The 23,356-nt window shown below is 37.2% G+C and carries 12 protein-coding genes and 1 tRNA gene; all 13 read right to left on the bottom strand.

Translation table 11 applies throughout. The features are described 5' to 3' along the window. Positions 1–54: 54 nt before the first annotated feature. On the bottom strand, positions 55–546 hold the full coding sequence (locus tag A8B35_RS21460; protein WP_075604012.1) for a hypothetical protein: 492 nt from the start codon (positions 544–546) through the stop codon (positions 55–57). Between the two features lie 164 nt (positions 547–710). Then, positions 711–1,385, bottom strand: coding sequence for a hypothetical protein (locus A8B35_RS21455; protein ID WP_075604011.1), 675 nt, complete (start codon positions 1,383–1,385; stop codon positions 711–713). A gap of 103 nt (positions 1,386–1,488) precedes the next feature. Beyond that, entirely contained in the window at positions 1,489–2,313 is an 825-nt protein-coding gene (locus tag A8B35_RS21450) for an alpha/beta hydrolase (protein ID WP_075604010.1), read from the bottom strand. A 159-nt stretch (positions 2,314–2,472) separates the two neighbouring features. Continuing rightward, positions 2,473–3,420, bottom strand: a complete 948-nt coding sequence (locus A8B35_RS21445; RefSeq protein WP_075604009.1) for a hypothetical protein — start codon at positions 3,418–3,420, stop codon at positions 2,473–2,475. A gap of 414 nt (positions 3,421–3,834) precedes the next feature. Then, positions 3,835–5,493, bottom strand: a complete 1,659-nt coding sequence (locus A8B35_RS21440; protein WP_139314976.1) for a hypothetical protein — start codon at positions 5,491–5,493, stop codon at positions 3,835–3,837. A gap of 60 nt (positions 5,494–5,553) precedes the next feature. Beyond that, entirely contained in the window at positions 5,554–7,059 is a 1,506-nt protein-coding gene (locus A8B35_RS21435) for a hypothetical protein (protein ID WP_075604007.1), read from the bottom strand. Between the two features lie 412 nt (positions 7,060–7,471). After that, positions 7,472–7,987 carry a hypothetical protein gene (locus tag A8B35_RS21430; RefSeq protein ID WP_139314975.1) on the bottom strand — a complete coding sequence of 172 codons (516 nt, stop codon included), beginning with the start codon at positions 7,985–7,987 and terminating at the stop codon, positions 7,472–7,474. Between the two features lie 19 nt (positions 7,988–8,006). Continuing rightward, positions 8,007–11,828 carry a hypothetical protein gene (locus tag A8B35_RS21425; RefSeq protein ID WP_075604005.1) on the bottom strand — a complete coding sequence of 1,274 codons (3,822 nt, stop codon included), beginning with the start codon at positions 11,826–11,828 and terminating at the stop codon, positions 8,007–8,009. 45 nt (positions 11,829–11,873) lie between these two features. Continuing rightward, on the bottom strand, positions 11,874–15,491 hold the full coding sequence (locus A8B35_RS21420) for a DUF4132 domain-containing protein (protein ID WP_075604004.1): 3,618 nt from the start codon (positions 15,489–15,491) through the stop codon (positions 11,874–11,876). A 19-nt stretch (positions 15,492–15,510) separates the two neighbouring features. Beyond that, a complete protein-coding gene (locus A8B35_RS21415; RefSeq protein ID WP_075604003.1) occupies positions 15,511–19,440 on the bottom strand; it encodes a DUF3859 domain-containing protein in 3,930 nt (1,309 codons plus the stop codon). 18 nt (positions 19,441–19,458) lie between these two features. Continuing rightward, positions 19,459–19,962: a hypothetical protein gene (locus tag A8B35_RS21410; RefSeq protein WP_075604002.1), complete on the bottom strand. Its 504-nt coding sequence runs from the start codon at positions 19,960–19,962 to the stop codon at positions 19,459–19,461. A 215-nt stretch (positions 19,963–20,177) separates the two neighbouring features. Beyond that, positions 20,178–20,262 (bottom strand) — tRNA-Ser (locus tag A8B35_RS21405). An 890-nt stretch (positions 20,263–21,152) separates the two neighbouring features. Continuing rightward, complete coding sequence (locus tag A8B35_RS21400; protein WP_075604001.1) at positions 21,153–22,760, bottom strand: glycosyltransferase family 39 protein; 1,608 nt, start codon at positions 22,758–22,760, stop codon at positions 21,153–21,155. Positions 22,761–23,356: the final 596 nt, after the last annotated feature.

The following is a 23,356-nucleotide window of genomic DNA, read 5'->3' as shown; positions in this document are numbered from 1 at the left end:
AGCAAACACCAGAAGTTTCGGCGATTTTATTGAAGGAACTAAACGTCCAAAATTTTACTCACAGCCTATGGGCTTTGTTTTTTTTTGTAGTGCGTTTTTGTTATTTCTAATTACTTCATTCAATAAACTCGAAAGATTGACTCGATGTCTTGAAATTGAAATAATCCAGTTTAAAACTCCAAGAGATGAAAAAGCAAAAAGTCCTACTAAAATCATTTTTGAAAAAAGTCCAAATGCAATCCCTGCAATTCCACCTACAATAAAAAACCTTGACGTATTAAACAAATAGCTGATTTTACGCTTCTCTTTACTTTTTATTATTTCAATTTGTCCACCACTTATTCCTGCCCAAATATTGTGGTTTAATCCTGGTCTTATTGCAAAAAAATTATTTTTATAACTCAGGCTTGAATTGTTTTCTATAAATATTCTATCTACACCATCTCTTTTCAGTTTCTCTTTAAAGCTTTTCAATAAAACTTCATTTTCAATCAAATCAAAATTTGAATTAAGTGTCTTTTTATATTTTATAACAAATGGAAACATACTATTCTGTCTTTTCTAATAGGCTACAACGGCTCGAATATGCGTAGTGCGGGTTTTAACGCTCTTTCCTATCAAGTTACCGCTATCGTTATTTATCTTACTTTCGTTCAATTTACTCACTTCGCCCCGTATTACGTTTATAATATATTGTGGGGTATTTTTGTTTACATTGAATTAAATACTCCTTCATATTCAACTGGGTATACAATCTCATAATTCCAATCGGCCTCTGCTGTTATTATTCTTTTGGTTATTAAAACATGGTCAATTAAATTTTCTTTTGATAAAATTTCTTGAACAGTTCTGAATGCTAATTCCCAATTTCTTGTGGTAAAAAGCATATTTGCTCCAGCCCCCATATCGCCAGCAATCCATTGTCCAATTCCTAAAGATTGTAATTCATTCTCAATTTTTCCTTCTATTTTATGCCTTAAGTTCGTAAATCTAAAGTATTGTAATGAAGTCATCGCAGAATCTGGGATTATTTGAACAAACATTACTAATTCTTCTCGTTCACTAATTTCCAACAGTTTTTCCTTATTGAAATAGTTCGTTAAAGAGTCTATAGTCCTTTCATTATTTGTTTCTTTTACAACTTTATCAAGTGTCTGTTCTGTCAAGTAGTCTTGATTGTAAAAAATTTTCCCTCGGCTTAAAAATAAATCATTTCCTTTTGTAACTAACCGTGCAAAAGATATTGTGTCACTACTTATTTTATAGAATGATTTTATTACTTTTTTGTCCTTACTTTTAAAGTTGGTTAATTTATCTTGATTTGGTCTATATGTACAACTTGTTATTAAAAACGCACTCAGAATAAAAATTAAATATTTTTTCATGTTTAATTAGTTAGCTCAGTTTTTCTTAAATACCCTACAACGAAATTGCTAAACTGCATGCGAGGACGCGTCGGCCGAGACTTGCTATTTTAGCTAGTGTTAACTACTGTATTTTATTATTCTTATTATTGACATAGATTAAACCATCAAGTAAAGTTCGTAAGCCATTAGTTGCATGGTTTTCCTCTTCATTTAATTTAAACGTAAACCTATTATTAGTCTTTTCTAAGACTTCTATTAATATTCTATATGACTCTAATGGATAGTCCCAACCATTATTACTCAGACTTAAATAAATAGATTCATAGCGAAAATCATTAGAGATATTTTTTTGGATATAATAATTATCCCAAAGAATTGCTGGACTTGCCACAATATAATGATCAAACAAATGATTTTGTGATATGTAAAATGATAAAGCTCCTAATCCACCATTAGAATGACCAAATATTGTTTTTTCTACAAAATTTACTTGTAAGTAATGTTCCAAACTTGGTATGACTTCTTGTGATAATGAGGATTCAAAAAGATTAAAATTACCCGTTTTTGAATATAAAATACTATCCTCTTTACTACTTAAATTTTTTACATTGGTTGGTGTATAATATTTATATCTACTTTCACCAGTACTTGGCAATCCTACTATAATAGTTAATGGCATTTTGTCTGACCATTCATAAAGTTCTGCTATATCAGATGCTATTTTAAAATATTCATCTCCATCTAATAGAACTAGTAAGGATACTGAATCAATTTTTGAGTTCGATTGATTTAATCTTTCAGGTATACGAACCCAACATTCGATTGAATCTGATAATATTTCTGAGTTAATAGTTATTTTCTTCCCAAAAGTAAGATCTGTTACTTTATTTTGAGAAAAGCATAAAAAAGGGATTAGAAGTGTTAATATTAAATTGAAAGTTTTCATTTTAAGCTTGTTTTTATTGTAGTTAACGGTAAAATATATGAGTAGTGGCAGATTTCGTGGTAGTTTCCTGTCAAACCGCTACGCAGTTCGAGCGGAATACAAACATTGATATTTAGCACTTTACCTACCATTACTTATACAAAATATTGTACGCTGGCTTTATTCAATGTCAATCATTTCTTTAGTCAAATCATTGAAAGGTATCAATACAAGTTTCTGTTTACTACTTCCAGACATCATACCTTTTTGAGTCGTTTCTAAAATCCCGTTATATTTTACCCATCGTCCTTTATTTACTGAAAATTCGGCAATCCCATTAAAACTCATTGATAGTGAAGTCTCAATCTTTTCATTAGTCATCGGATTCTTCATGTATCCACTTGCTGACTCTGAAATGTCATATTTGATGACAACAATTGTATCATTTTTATCCTTAAGCATATCTATCAACTCAACATTATTTACCTTATCTGCTGATTTACAAACAAAAGATTGGTCAAACATTAGATAGCTAACATTTAAACTCCATGTATCACCAATTTTTACAGGTCTGTTTGGCAACTCAAAATACATTGCTATCAGATTTTTCTGTGCTCCTTTTAAATAGAAACTCTCAATCTGTCCTCCTTCATTAATTTCTCCTCTTAGCATAATCCCTTTCATCATGCTCGCTGGATTGAAGTTTTGAGGGTCAATTGGTTTGGTTTCTTTATCATTGAAACCTTCTGTAAACATTTTTGTCTCAATATTCCCTCTACCATTCCATTGCATTGTTGTAATGAATGAGGTTTTTTCGAACTCCTTTTTTAATCCATCGAATATTTCCTTAAACTCCTCTTTGGGCATATTTTTGTCATTTCCGAAGTCAATCTCAAAATCAGAACTCTCAACTTGTTCCATTGCGGTCTTATAGCCGATTGTCTCATCAGGTTTAAGTTTCCATTTCAAGGTAATCGCATCAGAATCAGAAATAGTCTCACGATTTTGTTTTGAATCCTCTTGATGTTTCTTAATCTGTTCTTCAATGTCAACTTTACTCTTTTGTCCATCTGATAAACAGCTTAATGCAAAAAGAGCAATTGTAATAATCAGTATGTTTTTTTTCATATGCAGTATGTTTTTTTAGCTTTAGTTCAACTAATATATATCCCACTAGTATGTGATATATTTAACAAAAACCAAATATATAAACATTTAGTAAACGTTTACCGCTTTAAGTAATTCAAAAATTAGAGTGATGGGCTTGTTCCCATTTGGTCAGGCGCCTTGGGTCTTATTTGATGCAAGCTTCCTGCAACCGTGCAGCGGATTTGCATCGCTGACGCAAGCTTCCTGCAGATTTGCAGCAGATTTGCGGGGTCTATTCAATAAACTGTGTCACCAGCATTTTTTCTTTTGCTAAAGCCCTTCACAAAATTACGAGGGTTTTAGTAAAAGAAAAAATCATCCAATATAAAATTGGTATAGTCTGCCCGATATACATGATTCCTATATCGGGCAAACGGAGATTAAATCTGTAATCTATGATAAAAATTCTGCTACTCTATCTCTCAACTTGGGCGAAGGGTCGTTGATAAATAGCTTTAACAATTGTTTATTTTCTGCTTGTTTCTCCAATAGTTTAATCAGTTTCTCTCGAATATCGGTATCTAGTTTTGTGAAAATATCGATAAACAGTCCTGTACGCAAAAGCTTTGCCAAGTAGTCGGCATCGGTTTGTGTTGCGTTTTTTATACAAAACGTGATAAGGAACTCCTGATTAACACCAAGCTTATCAACGCGCTGTATAAATGTAGCCTGTGCTTTACAATACGCTTCAGATTGCTTATCTGTTAACGGATTTTCTAGTCGAGATATTAACTCAAGTTCGCCTTCTCTAATCAAATCATCCTGATAAGCCATTCCAATCACATCGGAGATCACCGCATAAGCTTTAGCAGAGTGATTCAGTAATAGAATTAAGAGGCGATCTTGTTGCTCTTTATCCATTGCCATATAAAACTGAGCAAGCGACATCATGCTCCATTCAGGGAAACGAGACTCTAAGTCTTCACTTATTAATGAAGAGAATTGAGGCTCAATATCAGTATAAGAGATCTCACCTTTAATATATTTCATCATCTGAGCACTTAGCTCTTCCAATCCGCTGGTAGCTTCATACGCTTTAAAGTAGTATACAAAATAACGCAGGCAGCGCTCCAACTCATCATCATGATCGAAAACATTTGTAGGATTGAACATTGCCAAGTCGTGATAAAAACGAATACGATTGCTATCGTCAAGGTGAGGTAAAACCTGTTTAAGTGCATCAACACGTTCTTTATACACCATTGCCATTGGGTCTCCTTCACTACTATTATTTACAATTGAGAAGGCTTGAAGCCATTGCTGATATTCACCCACATTAATTATTTTATGGTAGGTAAATTTCCCCTGAAACCTCGAAAACTGATATCCAAGCAGAAGATGTGCATCAACTCCTGAGTCCTTAATTGACTGGAAATAGTTTTCTTGGTCAGTATGATCTTTGAACTTAAAGTTATGATAATCCTCAACCAATACTTTAGTTACAAGATTAATGGCCCAATGTGGGGCAATAGCAACTATTAAATCCCAAAAACGTTGCGCCCGAGGGTCGTTGTATTGAGGTAATTTTTGAGCAAAAAAACTAAAGATAGTCGCTAGTATTACAGGGCCATTATATGGAGAAAACGCTAAATAACTCTTCTGCTTTTGAGAAAATCTTGGGAAAGTATAATCATATCTTGAAACTTCATCCAAAGGCATTATCTGATTCAAAATATCGACAATTTCTTTTTTCGAAGTTGAGGGTTCACCCGGATTGCAAATATAATCTTTAACAGTGGCAAGGAGTGTTGCATCAACCGGATCGGAACACTTACCCTCCTCAACAAGCTTCTGAAAAGCAGCCTCCCAAGGTCCTTCAGCAATATGATCATAAAGGTCGTTAGTATACGCACAGCTTGCGCCCTGCTTTTGGTCATTATTGAGAATGATTACCGCCATTAGCTTTGTTGCAGCACTATTGGCTCCCCACTTTGAGGCTCTACCAGCAGCAGGAGCTTCACTAACTATTGAAATCAGATCTTTGCAAGTCTCACTACTGAATCTGCGATAACCAAGCTCATGTCTTTCAAATTTTTGAATTATGTCTTTCAAGTGATTAAGCTGCCTTTGCGACATGCTATAGTCTTTGATCACCTCTTCCTGAACACTGTATCATTTATAGAATTCTTTCTGATTAATCAACGAACCTTCTTTGGCAGTGAATACCTTACACATTTCGGCATTGAAGCTCTGCTTACCAAGAAGGATAAAAAGAATATCGAACATACGAAGTGCTTGGTTTAAGCGAACCATTTTACGCTCTGCCAGTGGTGGATTAAAGGCCTGTGGAATATTAGGTGCAGAGAATGTTTCATTGTCACACTTAATCAGGTCTATTTGAATATCATTGGAACAATAATCTATCTTCTCTAAAATTTGAGCATTACCACAATTACCGCTTAGGTAGCACTTGATTCTGTGATAGAATTGCGGGCTATACTTCTGTGCAAACTTTAGCACATCAATCTCTTTAAGAGCACCCAAAGAATCCTTATGATTACCAGTCGCCACATATTCCCACAATTGATCGCCATTATCGAGTGCAAGAATAAACTCGCGTATGGCCATAACACCATCACCATATTGGCGGCCATTATTATTGGTATATAATTCTTCCTCTTTTTTCTTTAAACCAATTGCAGTTAAGCTTATCAATGGAGTATCAAGCTCTGTCTCCAGTTTTTTCTGGAGATCCATCGCCTCGTTCTCAAAGGTATCCTCAATGAAGTGAAGTTTTAGTGGCTCTTCATTCTCATCATGGCAGTCTGTTAAATCGGTAAGTCCCTTATAAATCTCTAATATAGGAGCCGTTTCATCTTCAGTCCAATTACACCAATAGAGCATCGGTTCATCTTCGAATCGCTCTTTAATAGCCTGTTTAAAGTAGGTATACTCGTTGGGATTGGCTTTTAAATAATCGGCAAGTGAGCTATAATCTTCTTCAGTTTTACATTCGTCAGGATATGCTCTAAACATTCCCATACGGAAAAGGGCACTATCGCAATATATATAAGCCTTTATTAGTTCGCGACACCACCCATTTCGCTTAACCAAATCTAACAACAGCATATTGTAGCCTAATGCGTAGTCACCATCCCAACAACGGGTAAAGAATAAGGATATCAGATAAGCGTAATTCAAGTCGGTTCGTGCCAACATGTATAAAGCCTCAGCACCATAAATATCCATATCATCAATCCACATATCTGAGATAGAATTGTAGTGGCGACTACATGCAACAATTGCTTTAGCTGTTGTAACCAACTCCTCTTTCAATTCAGGATACTCCAAAGCCATTGCGAATAAAATGGGCTCTGATAAGTAATATGGCATACCTTCCTGAATAACAAAATCTGGGGTAATTCTGCCTGCTTTCTCTGAAGTGATAGAAATTGCCTCCCTAAGAAGCTGGATGTTCTTGGTATCAGAAGGGTTTAGTCGACGCGGTTTCTCGCCAGAGTTATCCTTAAATTCGACATCATAGTGCCTAGTGAATGCAACAGTGCGGATGGCTTTACGCGAGTTAAGCAGTGTTTGATATTGCTTTAAAGCAACTCGGATAGTATCCACATCACCTACCTTCAGGTAGATGATGGTTTTTTTATCAAATATATTCATTCTTAAAAATATATGTTGTTGTTTTTATTCGTTTTATTTACTCTTACTCAAATGCTCTCTTCATTGTCCTACTTTGCATTAAATGTAAAGTCAATGATAGATGCATCAAAACCATAATACCCTGCTATTACACCCTTTGGAGTCAACTCTAGATCAAAAGTGTAATGGGTATCCTTAGATGCATCATTCTATTTATCAATTGTACAGGTTATCAACTCAAAAAGCTGTACGAACGGTGTTTTATCCTTTAATGTGATATTTGACTACTCACTGTTTTTACAAAATGTCAAACAGCAAATCATAACTATTGCTCCAAGTATTCTATGTTATATTTCTGTTCATATTATTCATTTAATAACTCTGTCCGACTGATATTCACACATCAATCGGACATGGTTATTTTAGAGACAATCTATATCCCTCTACACTCCATATCATCCATAGAGTCCTCGCTTAGGCGCATCCCTTTTATGGCTTCCTCTGAAATATAGAAACTATAAATATCGGATGGGGCATAGAAGAGGTGGACCTCATCTAGATCAAAGTGATTGTCGAACTCAAACAGATTCTCATCTATCGCTCTGGTATCTGTAGGCAGTGCATGGTTAATATGTACATGTCGCACATTGCTAACCATACTGTTAGCTCTTGTCTCTACTTCAGCAGGCCTTAGTTCGCACCCCACAAAGTAATGGATATACTTACTTGTTCGGCCATAATCAAACAAGTATAGATTTATTGCTGGGGTATGGTCGATTAACAACTCTGGTTCGCACCTAAGTGCACGCCTTGTGGCATCTGCAAAATAGTTCTCCCAATTATGGGCAGTAATCTTTATCAATCTCCTATTGTTCATTCTGCTTATGTCAGTTCTATTAAACCTTTTTGATAGCAAATCCTGACAACTCTTCCATATTCTATTGCTCATTCTTCTTCTGTAAATTCTATTAAACCTCTTCGATAGTAAATCCTGACAACTCTCCCATATTCTCTTTGATAATATCAATCGCAGTATGATGACATACAATTGCCTTATTGCTATCCCCTGTAAGGAATAGGAGACGACTCTGAAGTGGCAGTTCAACATGTGCAGTATCCTCTGCAAATAGTGGGGCTTTCAGTGCATAGTATCGTTCCGACTTATCGTCAGATGTATTTACCACGGCAGGGATAAAGTGACATCCTAATGCACGCACCTGAGCCAGTATCGCAGCCAAACCTGGGCTTACTAAAGTATAATCAGCACCGATGTAATCAGTTAGCTCATTATGAGAATATCCGTATGCATCAAACTCCACTGGATTTAGAAGAGAGACAACACTTGAACTCTCTAGGTGCTCTTCGCCTTGTGAACAGTCGATTCCTAAATCATCAATAGTCGGCTTCAATAAGAAATACTTACCACCTGAACTATCGTAACTACTGAGGAAAGCAGCACTTGAGGCACTTTCTAAAACTACAGTGCTTGTTTCTTCGGCATCTGTATTGTTGCCGTAATCGACAATATGAGAACCTGTTGGCTCCTCCTCATCAATCTCAACACTTATCTCTTCCAAGATCTGGGCCGCGCGATCTCTTATCAAACGAGACGGATCATTTAAGAATGACTCCAGGAGTTTCGCTTTCCCTGACTGATTCTCCCAGAGGTTAATAAGATTCTCACGAGCGTCAAAGTTTAGTTTATCTATTATAGATGAGAGTTGTCCTCGGCGCGACAGCTTAGCCAAGTAGTCGGCATCGGCCTGAGTTGCACTGTTTATACAAAACCTTACAAGGAACACCTGATTAACACCAAGCCCCTCAACGCGTTGTATGAATGCAGCCTGCGCTTTACAATACGCTTCAGATTTCTTATTAGTTAAAGGATTTTCTAGTCGAGATATTAACTTAAGTTCACCTTCTCTAATCAAATCATCCTGATAAGCCATTCCAATCACATCGGAGATCACCGCATAACCTTTAGCAGTATGATTCAGCAGTAGAATCAAAAGGCGATCTTGTCGTTCTTTATCCATTGCCATAAAAAACTGAGCAAGGGACATCATGCTCCACTCTGGTAAGCTAGATCCTAAGTTTTTACTAATTAATGAAGAGAATTGAGGCTCAATATCAGTATAAGAAACCTCACCTTTAATATATTTCATCATCTGAGCACTTAGCTCTTCCAATCCGCTGGTAACTTCATACGCTTTAAAGTAGCATACAAAATAACGCAGGCAGCGCTCCAACTCATCATCATGATCAAAAACATTTGTAGGATTGAACATTGCCAAGTCGTGATAAAAACGAATACGATTACTATCATCAAGGTAAGGTAAACCCCGTTTAAGTGCATCAACACGTTCTTTATACATCATTGCCATTGGATCTCCTTCGCTACTATTATTCACAATTGAGAAGGCTTGAAGCCATTGCAGATATTCATCTACATTGTTTATTTTATTGTAGGTAAATTTCCCCTGAAACCTCGATAACTGATATCCAAGCAGAAGATGTGCATCAACTCCAGAGTCCATAATTGACTGGAAATAGTTTTCTTGGTCAGTATGATCTTTGAACTTATAATTATGTGAATCTCCAATCAATGCTTTAGTTACAATACTAATGGCCCAATGTGGGGCAAGAGCTACTATCAAATCCCAAAAACGTTGCGCCCGAGGGTCGTTGTATTGAGGTAATTTTTGAGCAAAGAAACTAAAGATAGTCACAAGCGCTACAGTACCAACATATGGACAAAGTGCTGAATAACTCTTCTGCTTTTCAGAAAATTTTGGGAAAGTGTAATCATATCTATATCTTATAACTTCATCCAAAGGCATTATCTGATTCAAAATCTCGACAATTTCTTTTTTCGAGCTTGAGGGTTCGCCAGGATTGCAAATATAATTTTCAACAGTGGCAAAGAGTGTTTCATCAACCGGATCGGAAAACTCACCTTGCCTAGCAAGCCCATTAAAAGCGGCCTTCCATGATCGTTCAGTAATATAATCATAAAGGTCATTAGTATACTCACTGCTTGTGCCCTGCTCTTGATCATTATTAAGAATAACGACAGCCATTAGCATTGTTGCAGAACTGCTGACTCCCCACATTGAGGGTCTACCAGCAGCAGGAGCTTCACTAACTATTGAAATCAGGTCTTTGAAAATATCTCTGAATCTGGGAAACATATACCCACTTGATCCAAGATCTTCAATTATGTCCTTCAAGAGATTAAGCTGCCTTTGCGACATGCCATACTCTTTGATCACCTCTTCTTGAACACTGTATCTTTTATAGAATTCTTTCTGATTAATCAACGAACCTTCTTTGGCAGTGAATACCTTACACATTTTGGCACTGAAGGTCTGCTTACCAAGAAGGATAAAAAGAATATCAAACATACGAAGTGCTTGATTTAAGCGAACCGTTTTACGTTCTGCCAGTGGTGGATTAAAGGCCTGAGGAATATTAGGTACAGAGAATGTTTCATTGTCACATCTAATCAGGTCTATTTGAATATCATTGGAACAATAATGCATCCACTCTAAGATTTTAGCATTACCATATTTACCCATTAGGCGGGAATTGGTTCTGTGATAGAATTTCGGGCTATGCTTCTGTGCAAACCCTAACACATCAATCTCCTCAAGAGCACCCAAAGAATCCTTTTGATTGCCAGTCTCCACATATTCCCACAATTGATCGCCATTATCGAGTGCAAGAATAAACTCACGTATCTCCATAACGCCATCACCATAATAGCGGTTATCATTATTGGTATACTTTTTTACCTCTTGTTGCTTTAAACCAGTTGCAGATAAGCTTATCAATGGAGTATCAAGCTCTGCCTCCAGTTTTTTCTGAAGGTCCATCGCCTCGTTCTCCAAAGTATCTTCAATGAAGTGAAGTTGTAGTGGCTCTTCATTAATATCAAGCCTGTTTTCGAAATCGCCAAGTCCCTTGTAAATCTCTAATATAGGCTCCGTTTCATCTCCACCCCAATTAGACCAATAGAGCATCGGTTCATCTTCAAATCGCTCTTTGATAGTCTGCTTAAAATAGCTGTACTCGTTGGGATTGGCTTTTAAATAATCACCAAGTGAGATACTATCCTCTTCAGCATTCCTTCCGTAAGAAGTTACTCTAAACATTCCCATACGGAAAGTGGCGCTATCGCAATATATATAAGCCTTTATTAGTTCGCGACACCACCCATTTCGCTTAACCAAATCGAACAGCAGTCCGCTGTATTCTGGATCTTGCTCACCATCCCAACAACGGGTAAAGAATAAGGATAACAGATAAGCGTAATTCAAGTCGGTTCGCGCCAACATGTATAAAGCATCAGCTCCATAGATATCCAAATCATCAGTCCACATATTACTGACACAATTGTAGTGGCGACTACATGCAACAATTGCTTTAGCTGTTGTAACCAACTCCTCTTTCAATTCAGGATACTCCAAAGCCATTGCGAATAGAATTGGCTCTGAGATGATTTCAAATGTATCTTCCTCAGCAACAAACTCTGGGGTCATACAGCATGCCATCTCTGAAGTGATAGACATCGCCTCTCTAAGAAGCTCAATATTCTTGGTATCAGAAATATTCAGATGACGCGGTTTCTCGCCTGAGTTATCCACAAATATCACATCCCAAATCCCCTCCGTAACACAGATCACTTCACGCGAGTTAAGCAGTGTTTGGTACTGCTTTAAAGCTACTCTTATAGTATCCACATCACCAACCTTCAGGTAAATGATGTGTGTTTTATCATATTTATTCATTCTTAAAAAAATTATGTTGTTTGTTTTTATTCGGTTTATTCACTCTTACTCGAAAGCTCTCTTAATTGTAGCCATCATTTCATTCACCACACGAGGTATCAGCTCCGACGGACGGTAAGTGTTCTCCTCTTTAATTTCATCGTAGATATAGCTGCCTCGTTCAACGCTTCCTGGCTTGTAAAACTCTACCATTTTCACTCCGGCCAAACCATCATCCGTATCCATTTCAAAACCATATTCTGAGGGGTTAGCATATTCGTCGAATGTCATTTCTACCTCAAGATTTAACTCTGGAATCTCGGTAAAAAACTCATGAAAAGATCCACCATCACATACTGACCCCATGTTCCATCCTTTCTTGCGCAGGCGCTCTATGACGGTTGATGGAGATTTACGTGAGAATGGATAGGTTATTTGAAAATCGTCTGGATTATCGATTGTAATAATCTCGCGTTCTAACTGATCGAATACCTGCGTTACATTTAGGCCATTCAATTTTGCTTGCCATTGTGCATTGGCAGCTTGGTCGAAATCGACAGGGTGTACAATAGCAATTCGAGCATCTTCTGGAATCACGAATTCTTCATCGTCAATGGTCTTAAAGCCATCATTTATATAGAAAGTATCCTTAAGAAGATAGTCGGAGTAAACTCCCCACACCAATGTTTGCGCCAATTGACGTACAAAAAGATTCTTCTCGATATACTGTTGAAAATAGGCACCATCCCACAGTCTGAACTTACAATAAGCCTCTTCTAAATTAGAGGTCTGTACTGTAACCTCTTCTTTTATGGTCTTCTTCAGTTCGCTAAAGAATGTTTTGCTCTGCTTTAAAGTCGCAGCGTCATCTGCCTTTGGAATCGATTTGATAAGCTTACCATCTGGTCGTTCAATAATAAGGGTGAAGTCTGGCTGAAGGTGGAATTTCAATGTTTCGTCTCCATGCTCCAGCGTAGCAGGTCCATTCTCAAACCCATGATCGCACGATAGCGTGTCATTTAACTCATAACGCGAAATCTTACGCTCGCGTGCTGCCAACTCAAGCGCTTCGATAGCCGAATGGCGCAAAGATTTGTACTTTGTGGTTCGACGTATTTTGTCTACCCCCATTAAAATCTGACGGTCACCTCTCAATGAGGCAGACATGGCCATAAATGATGCTAGCTTACCACGTTTATTATCCGCAAACTCAATGATATCTTTGATAATCTGGCCAACCATCTCTCCATCGCCATGGATCATTGCTGGAACCATCATCCATTTTAACTTGGCATCTTTCTTTATCATCCACAACTTATAAAGCGCTGCAGTAAACTTTGCCAAGCTATCCTGGTCAAGATATTCTGCAATAAGAATCCCCTCTTTGTTCAGACGATCCTCACGACAGGCCATATAAGATTGTAGCAATACTTCTGTAGCCAAACGAGCATCTGCCCCATCTTTACGCTGCGGTAGTTGGATATCAAATATTCCGGCAGCAAACTTGGTCTTCGCATTGTGAACATCATTAAGATAGCTATCGAAGTTGAAACCTTCCCCTTCCATCTCTTCAATTGAGATATCTAAGTAATCAAGTACTAACTCGCGCGATACTGCTTCAGTTAACGATTTAAATATCTTATCCAACTGTTCGCGACTAGGCTTAAAGTGAATAATTGCCTGCACTAAACCTTGCTCTTTTGTGCGTTTAGCTTTAATAGTGGCATTGCTTAAAGCTTCAATAAATTGAATACGATCCTCTTCGGATGTGTTGTTTTTAGCATTGCGAACAAACAGTTGTAGTTGCTGCTGTACGCCCTTCTCTTTTGCTCCAAACCACTCTATAATAGCATCTACATCTCGAGTTGGAGACGATGCATTAGCTAGCCCCATAAGTAGTTTAATTTTACAATCGGCATGAAACGTTTTTGCTAATGCAAAGCAGTTAATGCCTCTGTTATGAAGAAGAGTTATTCCTTCATAACATCTCTCGTGCTCTTCCTTATACTTTAGCTCTGGTATGCACAATACATCAAAAGCTGGTGCAACATCAAGTCCTTTCTCTAAGAAAAGCTCCAGTACTTTATGGAATTGATTCGATGGAATGTATTTCTCTTGTGAAGCTTTAATTCGCGAAGCAATTAGCCCTCTATCGCCTGTTTTAGCTATTAATTCGAAATAATTGGCAAAAGTACTACTGGTAAGCAGCTTTTGATCTATCCCTGTAATCTTAGAAGGTTCAACAAGTAAGGTATTTATATCAATATTCTCATCACGTGTACCCCTAAGGAAGTCTTCAATAGCAGCTTGGCTCTCTTCACATACCGCATTGTCCTTCGCAAACCTTTTAATGTAAGCTTCGTCCCGTTTGGCTACAACATCTTCTACAAGCGAACTTTTCACTATTAGACGCAAAGCGGCATAGGCTCTATTTGCTAATTCGGCTGGATGAATCTTGTCGACTATACCAACAATATACTCCTCACCATGACAATCTATTAGATATTGGATGATGCGCATATGATTTGGTTCATCGTTCCAACAATCTATGTGAAGAATAGCATAAATAAACACAGCCTCTACCATGTTGTCTCTATCTGAACTCTGCTCTAAAATGACAGGATACTTTTCGACAAATTCAACATAAGGTCGCAGCTCACACCATTTTTCACCTCGAAGCTCACTACGAATTACCTCCGTGGCAAAATAATAAGGATTGATTTTTTTGAAGAGCGCATTTAGGTTTGCCGAAGCAGGTGAATGATTAGCAAGATCTGTATCTTCGGTCAAAGACAACAATGATTTTACGTCCTTATCCACATCGAAAAATGTATATTTAGTATCACCATACGTGGTACATGTTGTGGAATGGAATGTCTGAATCAAAGATTGGTATGCATCTTCTACTGATATTTTACCACACAATAGATCGCTCATCGTTTTTTTCTCGTCATCCGACATACTAAGGCGATACTCCAGATTCACAATATCTGGCTCTATAAGAGAACTCTCTCCAAACAAATAGCTCTCTTTACAGTAATCATCACACAACACCAAAACAGTGTCGACAAACATCTCGTTTAGTTTATCAAATTCCTCATTTTTTAAAGCCCTACCAATCTCCGAGATCTTCAGGAGTGCTTCAAGGTTATTCAAACCATACCACTTTCCGTTTTGCTTAAGTCTAGGAATATTCAATATCAGCTGCTTAACAAGGTTTAAATCTTTAAACTCAGGTATAAACTTTGAAGGTTCAAAATTCCTATTATACTCTTCGAAATAAATGTAATCAAACATTCTGTCATTCATCTGTTCCATTCCATTAGAGAACTCCTTCATATATCGAACTAGTCCATTAGAAGAAAACCCTTTCATATGCTCGATGATGTAACTTCCAGCATGCTTTGCATGTAACGAATAAATTCGCTGTAAAGCCTCCATGTCTATGCCATCGGTACCCTGCTCGCAAATCTGCTGATCCATCTCCTCTAAGAAGATAACCATATCACTCTTACCTTTTTGCGCCCACTGCGGCCTGTCATACCCCTTCTCTAACTCCTGATTCAAATCCTCTTCGCTCAGCTCGCCCTTGTAGTAAGCAACAATGGCCTTCGCATTCTCCTCTCCACGTTCATGGCTGTCCTCCTCAATAACCGGAGCAACCAGCTTATCGTAATCTATCATTTGGTATTTTATTTAATATCTATTGTACCTCAAACTCCATCTCTGCAAGCATAACTCCATCTGTGTCGTGAGCAGCCATGTGGTATTTCCCAGGAATTAACTCTTCTGCAGGATCGAAATACCATCCCATGAAGATATTTGAACGGCTATAACCATTCTGATCCCATTGCGATTGTGCCTGAACAATCTCTCCTGAACCGTTTCGTGTAGGGTGTTTTACTGTGACAGTGTGTTGAGATATCTGTGGAGCATTCTGTGGATCGACAGTTGTGAATCGTAAGCCAAAGTAGCTTCCGACCACTCCCTTAAATTGATTGGTCTGATTTATACAGTGAGGCTCTCTTGCCGTTTTTCGCGAGGACCCACTCTCTGGATCAGTATTACCTTCCATTGAGTAAAGACCATAGTCGACCACCTTGAATGTAGATGGTTGGGCAGACTTAATATTATGAAGCGTAATCAAATTCTTGACACACTCCTTCAACTTCATCGATTTATCATCCTCAAGTCTGATGATAAGTGGATGGTAAGGTGCTAAATGTGCAAGAAGTGGCAATACTGCTATTTTGGTTGAGATTCTGGCGTCATTCACAAACGGAGTGATATCTACCTTAATCGCTAAGTTTGGTATCAGTAGATGCTGTTTCTCTTTGACCAATAGATTAAAGACATTTCGACTATCAACCCTATGTTTTATTAGTGTATCAAGTGTATTGCCATCTATTTTATTGAAAGCGCTTCCTAGGGCTTCATAGGAGATCATCCCCAAAAGTCGAAGGGTGAACTGGCGCACTGGTTCACTTACCTTATGGATAATGCTAGGCAATGAGATATCGTTTAAGCTTGAATTATTCTCAAAGATATAAGGACGAATCCCACCTCTGATAATATTCTCAACCTCGGTAATAGAGGACTGTGTGCTTATATATTGTACAATCTTATCTGTCCAAAGCTCACGATGATCGATGTTCGACCATGCGATCAGCTCGTCGTAATTGGCTTGCGGAGCCGAAGAATCAATCAAGATACAACGCAACTTGGCTACATCAATTATGTCTGCGTTTAATCCTTTTTGAATTAAGGCTAAAGTTTCATCGCCATACACAAGAACCAATTTGTCACCTTGCTTTTGCAATACTATATACTTACACTTATCAGAATCAAGTATAGTCTGATAAGCTTCATCTTGGCTTAACTCTGAAGGTTTACTTACTGAAACTTCGTTCATCACCGTATTGAGAAGCTCCTCGTGGTTATGCCAATCGGTCCAATCAATTAGTTCGCAATAGTGACCTTCGTTTCTTAATCGATTGGCAAAATATTTAGGTAGATCAAGCAATGTGTCTTTATAAACAAGAAGCTTTTGAATGGTACGAACAAGCAACGAATCGTAAATCTTGGTAACATCATTATCGGGATAATATTTGGCTATATCGTCTACGATAGTTAGTTGATTGCGATCTCTCAACATCTCTATCCCATCCTTTAGGCCACTCAGCTCTCTATTGTAAGCACCCGATATAAATAGAGGTGGGTTGGTTCTGTGATTAAGGGTTAGCTCCGCCAATATTGCTTTATAAGCTTCTTCCTCTCCACGATTACGACCTGACAATTCACCCATAATATACCCCCAATAGCCAGCAGCACATAAACCATAGGAGCGAAACTTGTTAAGCACCTCTTCCATCTGTCCATACGCGTCTGTTCTTTTAGCATGCAATTTGAAAGCTTTACTCAGGCAGTGCGTTGTACGAATAGGAGCCAAAGTAAATGCCATGCGCAGGATTCGCTTAAGGGCATCAATGTTATCAATATCATCAGTCGAGCACGATGCATAAGCGACATACATCAACTTCTGAAAATCATCGTTGCTCCCACTAAACCAATTGATACTCTTCTGATGTATCGATATATCCTCGTAATTATATTTCAAGTAACGCTCAAGAATCTTTCGAGTCTCAATAGTACTCAGATGTTCTGAGGTCTCCTCGTTAATTCTACCGGTTATGAAATAGCTCCTTATTTGGTTCTTGAAGATCAGAAGTTCCTTTGCCTCCTCGATTTCTGCCTGTTGAATATGTGTAGATCTATTCTCTACAATAATTGTCTCCATTCCACAGTCAGGTAACGAAGTGTATTGAAACATATTATCAAGGATTGTCTTAGTAGCATGCTGTTCGATAAAATGCCTTGCAGCGCTCGTAATGTCATCGCATACATTTCTCTCTCGATCTTTCGAGATAACCATAGCTGCCACAACCAATGCCTGCACAGTTCCATAGTCTTTTAAAGATTCAATATTAAACCCCGCATTGTGGTCGGGCACAACAAATAGCTTCGAATTTAGAGTATCCAAAGCCTCGCCTCGATTCTCATTGATGATCTGATAACAGGCATCTAAGTCCTTTCGCTCGGCATAGTCCGAATAATCGTCGAACTCTTTGATATGTTTTTCCAAAGTCTTATACCAGTCGATGCGATAGCGCGAATTGTACTCATCCTCATTACAAAGAGCAAATTTCTCAACAAGCAGATTCTTTACATTCGAATTCCTGACAGTATCGAGAGTTAACAAATGAATGACATCCATTAAACGAAGAAGAGTGGCCTTGTTATCGTCCTCACTAAGCTCTTCTCTATTCAGAACCGCTTGAAATAAGAGCTGAAGTGGCTGATGCATCCCAAGGGCAAAATCCTCTACCGAGTAGACATTCTTTTCTATATCGTCAGCTAGTGAATTGTGGAGACTCTCAAATTCCTCCAATTCATCGACGGGAGTAAACTTATCTAGTATGTATGACTTTTCGCCTGTTTCTATATAATCCCAAGCATTAGCAGCTACTCTGCGGGGAGTAATATTCAGTGTAATAAGCTCTTTCCAGTCGTTCAAAAGGGATGCTGAAGACAAAACTACAGTTTCACTTTTAGCCGCCTGCTGTGACTCTAGCTTTAACTTCTGCCACTCTATAAAAGAAGGGACAATCGGTCTGCCTAATCTCCCACTTATATAAAGGTTAATTGCATCGATCTCTTGCTCTGCCGAAGTAGACACAAAAGTCTGAGTTAGATAATTGTCTTTATCGAAACCATCATCCCAAATATCATAAGGGTGATGGACAAACATCATATCCAGAACCCAGCTCTGAATAGGATTCAGATTATAATATCGCTCATCATCATCATGCTCCTGTAGGTATGATTGCTGCTGGAATCGCTCAAGCATAATATCCTTAAATAGCTGATAGTCGTCAGGTTTATTCCTAAAGTGAGAGATCAAATCGAAATCGCTCCCAATTGACACTTCGTCACTATTCATCTGATCATATCCTAGCATATAAGAACGAGCGGAGCTATTGTCGCAATAACAAAATGCTTTAATAGTATCTGCATTTACTCCTCTGCCAGACGCCCAATTAGAGAGAGTCTGTAATGATTCGGGCATGTGTTCATCATCCCAATACGCCACAAAAAAACCAGCTAACAGATATCCATATTCAGGGCAAACCGTTGCACACAAAAGCAGTGGCTCCTCACCAAATGGCTGCTCACAAGTGATCCACATTTCTGAGGAGTCGTTAATCTTTCTTGCGTAGGAGACAATCGATTCACAGGCTGACTTTACATTTGGTCGTAGCTCTTCGTGCATCATTGCACACATAAAGAAAAGTGTCTCAGTTAGGCAGCTATCAATTAAGTTCACAGACGATCTATCGTCAGAACTTTCAATAATATTGTTGGTAGCAAAATTGACTATTGCCTGATTATCTTCAAAATTGGATAGCTTGATTTCCTCCACATCCGGTTTAAACTGAACCACACAGTAGCGATCTTCAAATCCTCTACCAGATTCAATCAATTCACCATACTCTGTTAATGCCTTACGCATTGACTCTACATTCCCCAAAGTATAAGGGATTATCTGTTTTGCATCGTACTCTTCGTATGCCATAGTGTTAAATTCTATGTGTTAATATTTTGACATTAGTTGTTTACGCTTCTCACTGTCTCTCTTTGCTCGCGCCATTGCATCAATCAGATTAGCCACTTTGATAGCCCTTTTGACTCCACGCTTTGGAACCAGTTTTATATCTGATGCATACATAAGCTCTTTTAGCTTGACCTTGAAACTCCACTTTCCTTCATTAAAAGTCTTTCTATATCCTTTCATAAGGATAATATGAATCTGACAGCCTCCTTTATGCGGTACGGCATAAGCTTTCTCAATGCCTTTCCAGGGGTGAGGCTTTCCATTAATCACAAGTTGGTCGGCGGTAATCTGGATGATAGGCCCTGAAAAGAGGAGTTTATAAAGTAGATACGTTACATATATAAAGATTGCGGGAATCACAATCCGGTCTCCTATGCCTTGCTTCTTCGAGAGAGAAACAATAAAACTTGTAAGAAATAGAAGATAAGCCAATAGGCATAGTGCCTTCCACCAAAGAGGTTTACTGATTTTTATTTCTATCATTTATTTAATGAACAAATTTTGTACAACCCCAGTAATCATTCGCATTAACTATTTGTAAGGTATAAGACGTAGAAAAATCTATCTCTGTTAAGAATTACTCCTAACCCTAGAGGTATTATTTATACCGCACAAAACTTCAACTAAGTATGGGGTTAGTGCATTCTAAACAAGACAAAAAAAAGGTTCTATAAGTATTACTTATAGAACCTTTTCAGCGGAGAGTGAGGGATTCGAACCCCCGGTACGTTGCCGCACAATAGTTTTCAAGACTACCGCATTCGACCACTCTGCCAACTCTCCTTACTTATACAGAAACAGTGTTTCTGCATGCTATCCGCTTGTGATAACGGGTGCAAGTATAGAGTATTGTTTTGAATTACCAAAACAAATTTATGGGTAATTTACACCTTTTTTTAGGCCCTTTATTTAAACCATTTTCCCTCAATACAATGGATAAAACAAGTATTTCAGGGCCTAAATAACTGGCGAGCGTATTTTTTAAGAGATTGCTTAAATAGTGACTTTGTTATTACTTTGTATTGTTTAAAAAGTAAGTGCAATTACTGAAACACAATCCTTATTATGAAATTTTATAGCGAGGCGTATTGGTGTAGGAAAAAGGTCAGCTAATATAAATAGATATAATGCCTGCAATTATAAGATTAGATTCCCGCAAATCATTCTTTTGTATTTGAAACCTTTATCCTTAGAAGTCTTGTTACTTCAAGCCACTTTTCAATAAGTTCAAGTGTTAGAGTGTCACCTGAGAAAGAATATTATTTTAATACAGGCTCATTCCACACATAAAGGTCTGAACATAAGATTCTTTTATGCGCTACTATTTTTATTCTTTTCTTTACAAATACTAACCCAAATGTGAGTATGATTGAGCCCAATATGTAATTCGTCAATATCCTCTAGGCTTAAAACGGTATTCGTTCAATTTTCATCGTGATTACATTAGATGGATAATTCCTTTGGAGTAATAATCCACACAAAAATCATAATTGAGTTTAGTGAGACTATTGCCCCAATAATTACGATAACTATAATTAAAGTTCTATTTTTCATATTGAGCTATATAGGCTTAAGTTTGTATACGCATATAATTACTGTTTATTATATAACAAAATAACCTAAGGGTAAATTTAAGAGTTATCGTATATCGCGGAGTTTTATCCTTTACATTGCTACTCGAATATATAATGCTGATACATCAATTTCAAACTATCAGAATCATACTTTAATCCTTCGCCTAGATATAGCATATAGAAGGCATTCGTGCTTGTTCGGGAATAAGGACAAAAAACAGCTTCTTTCCAGGTTAGTTTCTCAAATGAAGGAGCAAAAAAAGAACCTATTCCTAATGAATCAGCAGGAGACTCGGCATTCGCTATTACTATGATTGTAGCACTAGTGTCAAATGTCGGAATCCATTCGTAGCAATTTCCGTGTTGGCTAAATGCTTCGGGTAAATTATATCTTTTTCCGTGTAAGTTTATCGCACTTGCTTGAGTATAGCATCGTGTCCAGATATAGCAATTCTTTTTCTTTTCAACAGGCAAATATTGGTAAATATTATTAACTGCTTTACTTAGGTTTAGCCAGTCGTTGTGTGTATAATATGCTTCAAAGTTAATGGGAATTCTATCATCTTTATTAACTGTTTTATTATCAGTAATAGATTGTTGGCTAAAAAATAGTTGTTCGCTCTTGCTATGTTTTTTATTGTTGAGATTAAGGTGCTGAATATATTTTTCTAATGGTAGTATTGGCAAAACCTTCGGTGTTAGAAATACACCAGAAGCAAGCAAAATTAGAATATAAATCCACAACAATTTATCGTTTGATTTTAGAAAAGATTCAATGATCACGCTACCAACACAAAATGCAATAAGCAAGCTTGGAAAATAATAGTGAAATTGTCCTCTGAACACCACTAAAATAATAAACGAAGAAAACAGTGCTACAACAGCCCATCTAACGTTTCTTGTGTATCTGATAAATGGGCCAAATAGAATTGTTATTCCCCATACGAAAACGGTAAATGGGTTGGTGGTTAAAAAAAGTAATTTCAGATTATCAATAAAATCAATATTGACAAGCATTTTACCATGCAATGCCATCATATGTTGAACAAATGGAAAATCGCGTTGATATTGCCAAATAAGATTTGGTAAAATAATTATAAGAAAAACAAAGAGCGCAAGCCAAGAAGTTTTTTGAGTGAATAATTCTCTTTTATAAAGTAATATTGAAACACCAACTCCTGCAATTAGAATAAGAATTGAAATTTTAGCCATAAACCCAAGCGCAAGTGAAACTGCAAGATAAATTAAATACCTAGGTTGATTTTCTTTACAATACGAGACTAGAATATAAAAACTTAAAAGCCAAAAAAGTTGCTCAAATACGAGTGGTGTGAATATATGATGAGACAACGTAAAACCAGGTGCAACCAAAATACATGTCAAGGTTAATAATACTGCTTTCCAGCTTCCACTAAGTTTTATTACTGTAAGTCCGCTTACTATAACAATAAGTATTGATGCAATATGAGCGAACAAATGATGAATAAAAACAGATTCAGTGTTAAATAAATTTTGTATCCACCCTAAAAAACCTACTAATGGCTGAATAGACATATATCCCCAAGCAGGATGATTCCCTGATTCGATATGCAATATTTCGTCACCATCAAAACCCGCATTCTTATTGATAATAGTATGAATAACTAGTTTTACTAATACGAAAATAAAAATTACCAAGTATTCTTTTCTTTGAAAGATCTTATTCATCTTAATACTTTTCTATTTTTTTAGGTCTAATAAGAGTTTAATTTATTAACTGGTTTAAATAAAGCAGGTGTTCATTTAAACCTGTTACCAGCTACTTTATACCCTCCTATACAAAAACAAAAATACATTCTGTATACTCACCCTCAATATAGGTATACCCTTAAGTAAGAATGCATAATGTGAAAATAGCAAAAACTTCTGTTGTGTTCAACGTTACACATTAATTTAGAAATGAAAATGCACTGCTTACTTTAAAATTTGATGTGCCTTATAGCATAAACAAGCCTCCTATAGCCGCGAAGCCTGCGCCTAGGGTAAAATAGGTACTGCCCAAGGTGAAAGGGTGACTCTTTGTCAGAAAAAGGCTGTTCCCATAGGCGAAAAGGCAATTCCCAATCGTAAAAAGGCAATTCCCTACGGTTAAAAGTGACTCCTTGTCATGAAAAGGCTAGGTATGATTGTAAAAAGGCAAGGTATGCTTGTAAAAAGAGGGTGCCAAGCCCAATTGACTGACCTTCCCTAAAATAGCTTGACAGATTTATACTTTATTTGTATAGAAATGGAGTGTTGTTTTGTTTACTCCTTGGTTACAAATC

Source organism: Saccharicrinis aurantiacus, assembly GCF_001660705.2.
Lineage (GTDB): Bacteria > Bacteroidota > Bacteroidia > Bacteroidales > Marinilabiliaceae > Saccharicrinis > Saccharicrinis aurantiacus.
Note: the sequence above shows the minus strand (reverse complement) of the source record. Positions and strands in the feature narration are given on the sequence as shown.

Bases quoted from the DNA above. Each gene is read 5' to 3' on its own strand.
- A8B35_RS21425 (WP_075604005.1), bottom strand. From the start codon at position 11,828: ATGAATAAATATGATAAAACACACATCATTTACCTGAAGGTTGGTGAT.
- A8B35_RS21410 (WP_075604002.1), bottom strand. From the start codon at position 19,962: ATGATAGAAATAAAAATCAGTAAACCTCTTTGGTGGAAGGCACTATGC.
- A8B35_RS21460 (WP_075604012.1), bottom strand. From the start codon at position 546: ATGTTTCCATTTGTTATAAAATATAAAAAGACACTTAATTCAAATTTT.
- A8B35_RS21435 (WP_075604007.1), bottom strand. From the start codon at position 7,059: ATGAATATATTTGATAAAAAAACCATCATCTACCTGAAGGTAGGTGAT.
- A8B35_RS21420 (WP_075604004.1), bottom strand. From the start codon at position 15,491: ATGATAGATTACGATAAGCTGGTTGCTCCGGTTATTGAGGAGGACAGC.
- A8B35_RS21455 (WP_075604011.1), bottom strand. From the start codon at position 1,385: ATGAAAAAATATTTAATTTTTATTCTGAGTGCGTTTTTAATAACAAGT.
- A8B35_RS21445 (WP_075604009.1), bottom strand. From the start codon at position 3,420: ATGAAAAAAAACATACTGATTATTACAATTGCTCTTTTTGCATTAAGC.
- A8B35_RS21415 (WP_075604003.1), bottom strand. From the start codon at position 19,440: ATGGCATACGAAGAGTACGATGCAAAACAGATAATCCCTTATACTTTG.
- A8B35_RS21430 (WP_139314975.1), bottom strand. From the start codon at position 7,987: ATGAGCAATAGAATATGGAAGAGTTGTCAGGATTTGCTATCAAAAAGG.
- A8B35_RS21450 (WP_075604010.1), bottom strand. From the start codon at position 2,313: ATGAAAACTTTCAATTTAATATTAACACTTCTAATCCCTTTTTTATGC.
- A8B35_RS21400 (WP_075604001.1), bottom strand. From the start codon at position 22,760: ATGAATAAGATCTTTCAAAGAAAAGAATACTTGGTAATTTTTATTTTC.